The sequence below is a fragment of the Pseudomonas sp. Lb2C2 genome (assembly GCF_052112205.1).
Classification (GTDB): domain Bacteria; phylum Pseudomonadota; class Gammaproteobacteria; order Pseudomonadales; family Pseudomonadaceae; genus Aquipseudomonas; species Aquipseudomonas kilonensis.
In genome coordinates, this window is record NZ_JAUTYW010000003.1 from 280,043 (window position 1) to 292,054 (window position 12,012).

Below are 12,012 nucleotides of genomic sequence, written 5' to 3' on the forward strand. Positions count from 1 at the left end.
CGGCAGAGTGTTTCGGGCTTTTGCGTGACAGCTTAGGTTCAGCTTGGGCTGTGCAAGAAGGCTTGTTCGCTTTGGGCTGTAGGAAAAGTAAATAAGTTCGGTCGGAAACTAATGTGGGATAGAGAGAGATACCTGTGGGAGCAAGGCTTGCCCGCGATAGCGATCTGTCTGACGCATCTGTGTTGAATGTGCCACCGCCTCGCGGGCAAGCCTTGCTCCCACAGCAAGGTGCTTCTTACGAAATCCTTAGATCGCTTCGAGCTTGGCATACCCCAGCATCAGCCACTTGCTGCCTTCGCTGAAGTTCACCTGCACCCGCGCCTGGGCGCCAGCGCCCTCGAAGTTGAGGATCACGCCGTCGCCGAATACCGAATGCCGCACGGTTTGGCCAAGGCTGAAGCCGGTTTCCGGGATGTTGCTGCCGCCGAACAGGCTGCTGGCGCTTTGTTGCTGGCCGCCACCGAACGGTCGGCTGACACTGTTGGACAGCCGCACTTCCTGGATCAGTCCCTTCGGGACTTCACGTACGAAGCGCGACACCTTGTTGTAGGTCTCGCTGCCATACAAACGTCGTGTTTCGGCGTAGGTCAGTACCAGATTCTGCATGGCGCGGGTGATACCGACGTAGGCCAGGCGCCTTTCCTCTTCCAGGCGTCCCGGTTCTTCCAGGCTCATCTTGTGGGGGAACAGGCCTTCTTCCATGCCCACGAGGAACACGTAGGGGAATTCCAGGCCCTTGGCGCTGTGCAGGGTCATCAGCTGGATGCTGTCTTCATGTTCGTCGGCCTGGGTGTCACCGGCCTCCAGGGAAGCGTGACCCAGGAAGGCCGACAGCGGCGTCAGGTCTGCGTCTTCTTCGGTGCTTTCGAAGTTGCGCGCGGCGCTGACCAGTTCCTCAAGGTTTTCCACCCGGGCCTGGCCTTTCTCGCCTTTTTCCGCTTCGTGGTAGGCGATCAGGCCGGACTGTTCGATGACGGTCTGGGTCATCAAGTGCAGAGGCATTTCCCCGCACTTGGCGGCCAGGTCTTCGATCAGGTCCATGAAGGCCTTCAGCGCACCGGCGGCGCGACCGGTCATGCCTTTGTTGGCGACCAGTTGGTGCATGGCTTCCCACATGGACACGTGGCTGTGGCGCGCGTGATCGCGAATCGCCTCGACGGTTTTCTCGCCGATGCCCCGCGTTGGCACGTTGATCACCCGCTCCAGGGCCGCATCGTTGCCGCGACCTTCGATCAGGCGCAGGTAGGCCATGGCGTTCTTGATTTCAGCGCGTTCGAAGAAGCGCTGGCCGCCGTAGATGCGGTAGGGGATTCGCTCGCGCAGCAACGCCTCTTCCAGCACCCGCGACTGGGCGTTGGAACGGTACAGGATGGCGATATCGCTGCGGGCCAGGCCGGTTTTCAGCGCGCTTTCGATGGTTTCCACCACGTAGCGGGCTTCGTCGTGCTCGTTGAAGGCGGCGTAGAGGTTGATCGCTTCGCCTTCGCCGCCGTCGGTCCACAGCTCTTTGCCCAGGCGCCCGGTATTGTTGGCGATCAGGGCGTTGGCGGCCTTGAGGATGCCGGCGGTGGAGCGGTAGTTCTGTTCCAGGCGGATGACTTCGGCGTCGGGAAAATCCGCCGAGTACTGGTGGATGTTCTCGATTTTGGCGCCGCGCCAGCCGTAGATCGACTGGTCGTCGTCACCCACCACCATCAGGCTGTCACCGCCCTTGGCGAGCAGGCGCAACCAGGCGTATTGCACGGCGTTGGTGTCCTGGAATTCGTCCACCAGTACATGCCGGAAGCGCTTCTGGTAATGGGCTAGCAGGCCTGGGTGGTCACGCCACAGGTCCAGCGCCCGTAGCAGCAGCTCGGAGAAGTCGATGACTCCGGCACGCTGGCACGCCGCCTCGTAGGCTTCGTAAATGCTGCGCATGGTCGCCAGGAACAGGTCGCCACTGGCCTGGATGTGCTGCGGACGCAGGCCTTCGTCTTTCTGGCCGTTGATGAACCATTGCGCCTGGCGGGCTGGCCAGCGCTGCTCGTCCAGGCCCAGCTCGCGGATCACCCGCTTGACCAGGCGCTGCTGGTCGTCGCTGTCCAGGATCTGGAAGGTCTGGCTCAGCCCGGCCTCCTGCCAATGCGCCCGCAACAAGCGGTGCGCCAGGCCGTGGAACGTGCCGACCCACATGCCGGCGGGGTTGATGCCCATCAGTTGCTCGATGCGATGGCGCATCTCGGCCGCGGCCTTGTTGGTGAACGTCACCGACAGGATCGAATGGGGCGAGGCGTTCTCGACCTGGATCAACCAGGCGATACGGTGCACCAGCACTCGGGTTTTACCGGAGCCGGCACCGGCCAGGACCAACTGACGACCCACGGAGGCGGCTACGGCCTGACGTTGGGCATCGTTGAGGGAGTTCAGCAGAAGGGAGAGATCATCGCGCATCGGGGCATTCTAGGGTGCGGCGTCACCCCGGGCAAACCGAGCTTTGCATCAGCCGATAAAAGACCGGTTGTGGATGACCGGCGGGTCATAGGCTACAGCCATTGGCGGGACTCGCTTCGAAGGGGCGCGAGCCAATGAAATAGCGACTTTTTCCGTATTTTTATGAGCTGGGGCAGTGTGGGATGGCCCATGGCTTGTGTATGCTCGGTGCTTGTTTCGGGTTCTCCACGCTCTACTGAATAAGAACAAGAACAGTGCCAATGACCCTCAATTCCGATCCGGCGGGCCCCTGTGTGGAGCCGCGGGTCATCTACAAGCAGTACGCCATGGAGATGGCGGTCGAGCGCACACGTCTGCTGTATCAAGGCTCGCTGCTGCCTACGCTGTTCATGTTGCTCAACGGTCTGGTCTGCGCCGCGCTGTTGTGGGAGCCGCGGCGCTATTTCCTGGTCAGCGTCTGGCTCGTCTGGTTGCTGTCACTGGTGGCCTTGCGGGTGATCCAGGTGGCGGCTTTCGATTCGGCGATGCCAAGCCGCCAGGCACACCCGATCTGGTTGCGCATGTTTTTGCTGGGCTCAGCAATGACCGGCCTGACGCTGGCTGGGGCCGGTATCGCGTTGGTCCCGGCTGACAGCTTCCAGCAGCAGGCCTGGGTGTTCGGCCTGATTGGCGCGGCTGCCCTGTCCGCCAGCGTGGCCTACGCGGTGAGTCTTCCCGCATTCCTGTCCTTTACCTTGCCCTGCCTGTTACCGGCCATCGGCTATCTCTTTTGGGGCGGCGATGAGCAGCAACGCGGGTGGGGCTGGCTTGGGCTGATTGTGCTGGTCTCGTTGAGCGTGGTCGCCTGGCAAGTCAACCGCTTGATCCAAAGCAGTCTGTTGCGACGCTTCCAGAACCAGGCGCTGATCGAGCACCTGCAGCAAGCGCAAACCCGCAGCGCCCAGCTCAACGACGCGCTGGCCCGGGAGGTCGAGCAACGTCGTTCTGCCGAGGAAAAACTGCGGGCGGCCCAGGTGGGCCTGGAGGCGCGGGTAGCGCAGCGCAGTCTTGAACTGGAGGTAACCAGCCAGGCCTTGAGCAAGAGTGAGGCGCGTCTGGCCCTGGCGCTCAAGGCCAGTGAGCTGGGGTTGTGGGATTGGAACCTGCAGACTGACGAAGTCCATCACACCCAGCTCAAGGAGCTCTTCGGCCTGGAGCCCGAATACATCACGGCGATGCTCACTCACCTCACTCCGCGCCTGCACCCTCAAGACCTGCCGGCGCTCAAGCGAGCCCTGGTCGAACACCTCAAGGGCCGCAGCGAGGATTACCAGATCGAATACCGCGTGCGTCACGGCGACGGTCACTGGGTCTGGATCGAAGACCGCGGCCGGGCCGTGGAGCGCAGCGTGAGCGGACGGGTGCTGCGTATGGTTGGCACCCGGCGAGACATTAGCGTCAGCAAGGAACTCGAGCAGCAACGGCAACTGGCGGCCACAGTGTTCGAAGCTGCTAGCGAAGGGATCGTGATTTTCGACCCCCACTACGTGCTACTCGCCGCCAATCAGGCGTTCACGCGGGTCACCGGTTTCAATATCGATGACATGCTCGGGCGTAACGTGGTGGATCTGCCGTGCAGTCGCGATGCGCGCCGGCATTACCCCATCATTCGCCAAGCGCTCAAGCAGCACGGCACCTGGCAGGGTGAGTTGGTAGAGGCACGTGCCAACGGCGAGTTGTATCCGCAATGGCTGCAACTGAACGTCGTGCGCAATGCGCGGGGAAATGTCAGCCATATCGTGGGCTTCTTCGCCGATCTTTCGGCGCGACGCGAATCCGAAGAACGGATGCGCTACCTGACCCACTATGATGAACTGACCGGGCTGGCCAATCGCTCGCTGTTTCGCGAGCGCCTGCACGAAGCTCATCAGCGTGTGCGCCAGGGCGGACGGCGCAGCCTGGCGTTGCTGCATATCAACCTGGACCGTTTCAAGTTGCTCAACGACAGCCTCGGCCATGACATCGCCGACCAGTTGTTGCAGAAAATGGCACGACGCCTGATCAATGCGCTGCCCGAGGCGGATACCATCGCCCGGTTATCGGGCGATGAGTTTGCGGTGTTGTTCGATGCCTATGGCAACCTTTCGAGCCTGGCGCGGGTGGCGACCCGGCTGGCCGCCAAACTGCGTGTGCCGCTGACCATCGAAGGCCATGAACTGGTGCTCAGTGCCTCCATTGGCATCAGCTTGTTGCCCGATAATACGCGGGAAATTGCCACACTGGTCAGCCAGGCGAACATGGCTATGCAGCATGCCAAGCATTTGGGGGGCAACAACTTCCAGTTCTACACCGATAGCCTCCAGGCCAGCACGCTGGAACGCCTGCAACTGGAGAATCAGCTGCGCAAGGCCTTGGAAGAGCAACAACTGAAGGTCTTTTATCAGCCAAAACTGTGCCTGGCGACCGGTCGCCTGAACGCCGCCGAGGCGTTGGTGCGTTGGGATCATCCGGCCATGGGGCGGGTGCCGCCGGGGGATTTCATCGGCCTGGCCGAAGAGACCGGGTTGATCGGGCCGATTGGCGAATTCGTGTTGCGCCAGGCTTGTTGGCAGGCATGCGAATGGCAGCGCCAGGGGCTCGCGCCGATCAGGGTGTCCGTCAATCTGTCGGTGCATCAACTGCGCCAGGGCAAGCTGGTCAGCCTGGTGCGGCAGGTGCTGGAGGAAACCGGTCTGGCCCCGCAATACCTGGAGTTGGAACTGACCGAGAGCCAACTGCTCGACAGCGTTGAACACATCATCGCCACGTTCCAGCAATTGCGGGACCTTGGAGTCAAGCTGGCGATCGACGATTTTGGCACCGGCTACTCATCGCTGAGCTACCTCAAGCGCATCCCGGTGGATTACGTGAAGATCGACCAGGCGTTCATTCGCGGGTTGGGTGAGGGCAGTGTGGATGCGGCAATTACCCGGGCAATCATTGCAATGGCTCATGGGCTGTCGCTCAAGGTCGTGGCCGAAGGCGTCGAGCGGCAGGAGCAGCTCGAATTCCTCAGGAACGAACGTTGCGATGAGGTTCAGGGGTATCTGATCAGCCGGCCGGTGGAGGCTGAAGGGTTGGCTGGATTGTTGCGAGCGCAACACCTGGTTGAATGAGCCTGAATCACGACGATAACTTCCCGTCAGGCAACAAAGTTGTCTGGCGGGAAGTTATGGGGTCTACGCTTAGTTAGTGACTAGCACTTCATCGATGTGGTGCAGTAACTGGCCTTCGAAAAAAATACTGACACCCGTGACATTGGAATCGCCCAGTTCTTTGTATTCAACAAACTTGTCTGTCAGTACCGGCAGTGAAACTCCGTCGGAATGTTCAAGTTTCAAGTCCAGTCGCAGATCAAAGGACTTGTCCTGGCGGTCGCTGCGTACCAGCGTCGGGGTAACGCCGCTATTGGCTACAGTGACGGTGCCAAAGGTGCGGAAAGACGCGGCACCTGGCATGCGGTCGATCTGTGCGGTCCAATCTTTAGTCGTGATTTTCATGGTAGTAACTCCTGTAGTTAAGTTGATTGCGTCCTGCGGGAGCCAATATATCTACTTTGCCTTGATGGTGTCTGCTCAATTGCGGTTGGTATTGTAAGGAGAAATGAGTTTTCGCTGGCTTACTTGGTTCTGTTTTAAGATCTACTGTCTATTGTTGCTGGGAGATATTGTTGAGGGGCGCAAGTTGTTTTAGTAGTTGGCTATTGACCAATAAACGATTTTCCCCGCGTTGGAAGCTCAGGACGGGCCTGGAAATCAGCGGATCGGCAGGGTTGAAGGTTTTGCGCTACGGCACAAGCTGCTACATCGACGGATCCTCGGCCAAAACAAAGGGGCAGCGAGGCAATCCAGTTACGTTTTGGACGGGCAAAAAGCCAATTCTTGTAGTATAACTACAAGCTTGCTACATCCCGGCACCTGCCCATAACAAGAGTCCAGCCCCTTGAACCTGTTGCAACACATCGCCCAGTCACGCCACTTGCTACGCAAGTCGGAGCTGAAAGTCGCCGATCACGTACTGCTTGATCCTGCGGCCGTGATGCATAGCTCCATGGCCGATCTTGCCCACAGCGTCGGCATCAGCGAACCGACCATCGTGCGTTTCTGCCGGGCCATCGGTTGCTCGGGTTTCCAGGACCTGAAACTCAAGCTGGCGCAAAGCCTGGCCGCCGGCGCGAGCTTCGGTCAGTTTGCGATCCACGAAGACGATTCAGTGGCGGACTACAGCCTGAAAATCTTCGACACGACCCTGCATACCCTGATGGAGGTTCGCGAGAAGCTCGACCCGGTAGCGTTGCAAAAAGCCGTCACGGCCATGTCCCAGGCCCAGCGTGTCGAGTTTTATGGCTTCGGTGCCTCGGGTGCGGTGGCAGCCGATGCCCAGCACAAGTTCTTCCGGTTGCTGCTGACGGCTGCGGCCTATTCCGACCCGCACATGCAGGCCATGTCAGCGGTGACCTTGAAACCCACCGATGTGGCGATCTGCATTTCCCAGTCGGGGCGTTCCAAGGACTTGCTGATCACCGCGAACCTGGTGCGCGAAAGTGGTGCCTCGCTGATCACCTTGTGCCCGAGCCAGACGCCATTGGCGGAACTGTCCACGGTCAACCTGGCCATCGACGTGCATGAAGACACCGAGATCTACACGCCGCTGACCTCGCGCATCGCCCACCTGGTGGTGATCGACGTGCTGGCAATGGGTGTCGCCATGGCCCGTGGTCCAAGCCTGGTCAACCATCTCAAGAGCGTGAAGCGCAGCCTTCGCAGCCTGCGGCTGTCGCCCAAGTCGGTGAAGGCGCTGGACGACTGAATCCCAAGCCCTGAGGTCGAGGGGCTTTCGTGGCGAGGGAGCAAGCTCCCTCGCCACAGGGATCATCTGCCCGAATTCATCGTTCTGTAACCCACGCGCCGCCAAACCGTCATCCCGCGCCGTCATCGTAAAGCTCCCGTATACGTCTTGGGAGTCTCGACATGACCCAGTCCTACGAAGAACGCAGCGCCGTCAAAACCCGTCGTCAGCAGGAAGACCAGCGCCGCATGGCGTTCCGTCGTGCCATCGAAGACCGCTGTGAACAGCGCCAGCTCCTGGCCGAAATCAGCGAATTTCCTGACGCGGCAGAGTTCAATTACTGGCAGGCAACGCCGGCGGCTTCCCGTCGAAACGCTCAACCAGGCCGATGATCTGAGCGCGCTCACCGCGAACGAATGCCAGGAAGGCGTGAGCCACCGGTGACAGGCGTTTGGCCTTGGCCTGCACCAGGCACCAGCTGCGGTACAGCGGCAATTCCTCCACCGGCAACTCGATGAGTGCGCCGGACGACAGTTCCCGGCTCACGGCGTGGCGCGTCAACAGCGCCACGCCCAGCCCGGCCACCACGCACTCGCGCTGGGCCTCCGCCGACGCCACCTCCAGTGTCTGGGTGAAATGCACCCGTTTCTCCTTGAAATACTCCTCGCAGGCCAATCGCGTGCCGGACCCCGGCTCGCGCAACAGCAGCGTATAAGGCTCCAGGTCTTGCAAGCGCAGCGGGCCCATGTGGCATAACGGATGATCGGGCGGCGCCACGGCGACGATAGGGTTGTTGAGGAATGGCAGGAATTCCAGGCCCATGTCCTGGGGCACCATGGACATGATCACCAAGTCGTCACGGTTATCCGAGAGCCGGCGGATGACCTGGCCGCGATTGACCACGGTGAGGTTCAGGTTCACCTCCGGATGCTGGCGCTTGAACGCGGCGAACAGGTGCGGGACGAAGTACTTGGCGCTGGACTCCACCGCCAGCTTCAATTGGCCTTGCAACGAGCCCTGCATGTCCGAGAGCTGCATGTCGAGGTTTTCCAGGCGTCCGAAGATGTCTCGGCTGGCACGTTGCAGGGCTTCGGCGGCTTCGGTCATGTAGAGCTTTTTGCCAACATACTCAAACAGCGGTTGGCCAATCAGCTCTTCCAGGGAACGAATCTGTAGGCTGACGGCCGGTTGTGTGAGAGACATTTCATCAGCTGCACGGCTGTAAGACCTCAGGTCGCACACCTCGTTGAAAATCTGCAATTGACGCAATGTCATACGCATCAATGACTTACGCATTTTTCAAGCACCCTGGACCGAGACGGATAGCGCAACTATAAGTCTTTGCTTATGCATGACCCAATAATTATTCATTTTTGTTAATCAACAGCCAGGACTAGTGTGGGGCTGCGACCAATTGTTACATCTGGTCACGCGTCGGCCTGGACCCCAGGCCGTGGTATCACCGGCTCAAGGGAACCTCCAATTGATAACAAAGATCCTGATCGCCAACCGTGGTGAGATTGCCGTCCGCATCGTGCGCGCTTGCGCCGAGATGGGCATTCGCTCGGTCGCGGTCTACTCCGACGCGGACCGCCATGCGCTGCACGTCAAGCGTGCGGATGAGGCCCACAGCATCGGCGCCGATCCGCTGGCCGGCTATCTGAACCCGCGCAAACTGGTGAACCTGGCGGTGGAAACCGGCTGTGATGCCTTGCACCCCGGCTACGGTTTTCTCTCGGAAAACGCCGAACTGGCAGACATCTGCGCTGAACGCGGCATCAAATTCATTGGCCCTTCGGCAGAAGTCATTCGCCGCATGGGCGACAAGACCGAAGCGCGCCGCAGCATGATCAAGGCCGGTGTGCCGGTCACGCCGGGCACCGAAGGCAACGTGGCGGGCATTGAAGAAGCGCTGACCGAAGGTGATCGGATCGGTTACCCGGTGATGCTCAAGGCCACGTCCGGCGGCGGCGGTCGTGGTATCCGTCGCTGCAACAGCCGCGAAGAACTCGAACAGGCCTTCCCGCGGGTCATTTCTGAAGCCACCAAGGCATTCGGTTCGGCGGAAGTGTTCCTGGAAAAGTGCATCGTCAATCCCAAGCACATCGAAGCGCAGATCCTCGGTGATAGTTTCGGCAACGTGGTGCACCTGTTCGAACGTGACTGCTCGATTCAGCGCCGCAACCAGAAGCTGATCGAAATTGCCCCGAGCCCGCAGCTGACTCCCGAGCAGCGCGCCTACATCGGCGACCTGTCGGTGCGTGCCGCCAAGGCCGTGGGCTACGAGAATGCCGGCACCGTGGAGTTCCTGCTCGCCGAAGGCGAGGTGTACTTCATGGAGATGAACACCCGGGTGCAGGTGGAACACACCATCACCGAAGAAATCACCGGTATCGACATTGTTCGCGAACAGATCCGCATCGCCTCCGGGTTGCCGCTGTCGGTCAAGCAGGAGGACATCCAGCACCGTGGCTTTGCGTTGCAGTTCCGCATCAACGCCGAGGACCCGAAAAACAACTTCCTGCCCAGCTTCGGCAAGATCACCCGCTATTACGCCCCTGGCGGCCCGGGCGTGCGCACCGACACGGCGATCTACACCGGCTACACCATTCCGCCGTTCTACGATTCGATGTGCCTGAAACTGGTGGTCTGGGCGTTGACCTGGGAAGAAGCAATGGACCGTGGCCTGCGGGCCCTGGATGACATGCGCCTGCAGGGGGTCAAGACCACCGCCGCGTATTACCAGGAGATTCTGCGCAATCCGGAATTCCGCAGCGGCCAGTTCAATACCAGCTTCGTTGAAAGCCACCCTGAACTGACCAACTACTCGATCAAGCGCAAACCCGAAGAGCTGGCCTTGGCCATCGCCGCCGCCATTGCCGCCCACGCAGGCCTGTAAGGAAGTATGACCATGTCCAAGAAGATCTTTGTTACCGACACAATCCTGCGCGACGCCCACCAATCGCTGCTCGCCACCCGCATGCGCACCGAAGACATGCTGCCGATCTGCGACAAGCTCGACAAAGTCGGCTATTGGTCGCTGGAAGTGTGGGGCGGCGCGACATTCGACGCTTGCGTGCGCTTCCTGAAAGAAGACCCGTGGGAGCGCCTGCGCCAACTGCGCGCGGCGCTGCCCAACACCCGTCTGCAAATGCTCCTGCGCGGGCAGAACCTGCTGGGCTACCGCCATTACAGCGATGACGTGGTCAAGGCGTTCGTGGCCAAGGCCGCCGTCAATGGCATCGACGTGTTCCGTATTTTCGATGCGATGAACGACGTGCGTAACCTGAAAGTCGCCATCGAAGCGGTGAAGGCCGCCGGCAAGCACGCCCAGGGCACCATCGCCTACACCACCAGCCCGGTGCACACCATCGACGCGTTCGTGGCCCAGGCCAAGCAGATGGAAGCCATGGGTTGCGACTCGGTGGCGATCAAGGACATGGCCGGCCTGCTGACCCCATACGCCACTGGCGAGCTGGTGAAAGCGCTGAAAGCCGAGCAATCGTTGCCAGTGTTCATCCACTCCCACGACACCGCTGGCCTGGCGGCGATGTGCCAACTCAAGGCTATCGAAAACGGCGCCGATCACATCGATACCGCGATCTCCAGCTTCGCCTGGGGCACTAGCCATCCGGGCACCGAGTCGATGGTCGCGGCCCTCAAGGGCAGCGAGTTCGACACTGGCCTGAGCCTGGAACTGCTCCAGGAAATCGGCCTGTACTTCTACGCCGTGCGCAAGAAGTACCACCAGTTCGAAAGCGAATTCACCGCAGTCGACACCCGCGTCCAGGTCAACCAGGTACCGGGCGGGATGATCTCCAACCTCGCCAACCAGTTGAAAGAGCAGGGCGCACTGAACCGGATGAACGAAGTGCTGGCGGAAATCCCGCGAGTGCGCGAAGACCTCGGCTTCCCGCCGCTGGTGACCCCGACCTCGCAGATCGTCGGTACCCAGGCGTTCTTTAACGTGTTGGCCGGTGAGCGCTACAAGACCATCACCAACGAAGTGAAGCTCTATCTGCAGGGCGGCTACGGCAAGGCGCCAGGTTTGGTGAATGAGAAGCTGCGTCGCCAGGCCATCGGCAGCGAAGAGGTGATCGACGTACGTCCGGCCGATTTGCTCAAGCCGGAAATGACCAAGCTGCGCGGTGAAATCGGCGCGCTGGCCAAGTCCGAAGAGGACGTACTGACCTACGCCATGTTCCCGGACATCGGTCGCAAGTTCCTCGAAGAACGCGAAGCCGGCACCCTGACTCCAGAAGTGCTATTGCCAATCCCTGAAGCGGGCAGCGTTAGCTCGGCGGGCGGCGAAGGCGTGCCGACCGAGTTCGTCATCGACGTCCACGGCGAAACCTACCGCGTCGACATCACCGGTGTCGGCGTCAAGGCCGAAGGCAAGCGTCACTTCTACCTGTCCATCGATGGCATGCCGGAAGAGGTCGTGTTCGAACCGCTCAATGAGTTTGTCAGCGGCGGCAGCAGCAAGCGCAAGCAAGCCACTGCGCCGGGCCATGTCAGCACCACCATGCCGGGCAACATCGTTGATGTGCTGGTCAAGGAGGGCGATGTGGTCAAGGCCGGTCAAGCAGTGCTGATCACCGAAGCCATGAAAATGGAAACCGAAGTGCAGGCGGCCATCGCCGGCAAGGTCACCGCGATTCATGTCGCCAAGGGCGACCGGGTCAACCCGGGCGAGATCCTGATCGAGATCGAAGGCTGAATAAACAGCCTCGATACAACGTTTTAACCTCGGGGGGGCATGTGCTCCCCTTTTTT

General features: G+C 60.5%; 8 protein-coding genes. 5 read left to right on the plus strand and 3 right to left on the minus strand.

From position 1 onward, the window contains the following. Positions 1-246: 246 nt before the first annotated feature. On the minus strand, positions 247-2,430 hold the full coding sequence (uvrD, locus tag Q7F16_RS09605) for a DNA helicase II (protein ID WP_046063327.1): 2,184 nt from the start codon (positions 2,428-2,430) through the stop codon (positions 247-249). Positions 2,431-2,690: 260 nt separating this feature from the next. Here uvrD and Q7F16_RS09610 point away from each other — a divergent pair, with 260 nt between their 5' ends. Next, positions 2,691-5,564: a putative bifunctional diguanylate cyclase/phosphodiesterase gene (locus tag Q7F16_RS09610; RefSeq protein ID WP_046063326.1), complete on the plus strand. Its 2,874-nt coding sequence runs from the start codon at positions 2,691-2,693 to the stop codon at positions 5,562-5,564. A 69-nt stretch (positions 5,565-5,633) separates the two neighbouring features. Here the strand turns inward: Q7F16_RS09610 and Q7F16_RS09615 are convergent, their stop codons facing one another. Beyond that, entirely contained in the window at positions 5,634-5,948 is a 315-nt protein-coding gene (locus Q7F16_RS09615; protein ID WP_046063325.1) for a hypothetical protein, read from the minus strand. A 442-nt stretch (positions 5,949-6,390) separates the two neighbouring features. On the opposite strand from Q7F16_RS09615, the gene hexR reads away from it, so the two are divergent. Then, on the plus strand, positions 6,391-7,257 hold the full coding sequence (hexR, locus tag Q7F16_RS09620) for a transcriptional regulator HexR (protein ID WP_003187110.1): 867 nt from the start codon (positions 6,391-6,393) through the stop codon (positions 7,255-7,257). A gap of 161 nt (positions 7,258-7,418) precedes the next feature. After that, on the plus strand, positions 7,419-7,628 hold the full coding sequence (locus Q7F16_RS09625; protein WP_079302123.1) for a PA3496 family putative envelope integrity protein: 210 nt from the start codon (positions 7,419-7,421) through the stop codon (positions 7,626-7,628). Here the strand turns inward: Q7F16_RS09625 and Q7F16_RS09630 are convergent. Beyond that, positions 7,570-8,532, minus strand: a complete 963-nt coding sequence (locus Q7F16_RS09630; RefSeq protein WP_046063324.1) for a LysR family transcriptional regulator — start codon at positions 8,530-8,532, stop codon at positions 7,570-7,572. The two genes, Q7F16_RS09625 and Q7F16_RS09630, sit on opposite strands and share 59 nt — an antisense overlap. A 187-nt stretch (positions 8,533-8,719) precedes the next feature. On the opposite strand from Q7F16_RS09630, the gene Q7F16_RS09635 reads away from it, so the two are divergent. Both Q7F16_RS09635 and oadA read left to right on the plus strand, forming a co-directional pair. Continuing rightward, a complete protein-coding gene (locus Q7F16_RS09635) occupies positions 8,720-10,135 on the plus strand; it encodes an acetyl-CoA carboxylase biotin carboxylase subunit (protein ID WP_003187105.1) in 1,416 nt (471 codons plus the stop codon). Positions 10,136-10,147: 12 nt separating this feature from the next. After that, complete coding sequence (oadA, locus tag Q7F16_RS09640; protein WP_046063323.1) at positions 10,148-11,956, plus strand: sodium-extruding oxaloacetate decarboxylase subunit alpha; 1,809 nt, start codon at positions 10,148-10,150, stop codon at positions 11,954-11,956. Positions 11,957-12,012: the final 56 nt, after the last annotated feature.

Coding starts and splice junctions, on each gene's coding strand:
- uvrD (WP_046063327.1), bottom strand. CDS start 2,430: ATGCGCGATGATCTCTCCCTTCTGCTGAACTCCCTCAACGATGCCCAA.
- Q7F16_RS09610 (WP_046063326.1), top strand. CDS start 2,691: ATGACCCTCAATTCCGATCCGGCGGGCCCCTGTGTGGAGCCGCGGGTC.
- Q7F16_RS09615 (WP_046063325.1), bottom strand. CDS start 5,948: ATGAAAATCACGACTAAAGATTGGACCGCACAGATCGACCGCATGCCA.
- Q7F16_RS09625 (WP_079302123.1), top strand. CDS start 7,419: ATGACCCAGTCCTACGAAGAACGCAGCGCCGTCAAAACCCGTCGTCAG.
- Q7F16_RS09630 (WP_046063324.1), bottom strand. CDS start 8,532: ATGCGTAAGTCATTGATGCGTATGACATTGCGTCAATTGCAGATTTTC.
- oadA (WP_046063323.1), top strand. CDS start 10,148: ATGTCCAAGAAGATCTTTGTTACCGACACAATCCTGCGCGACGCCCAC.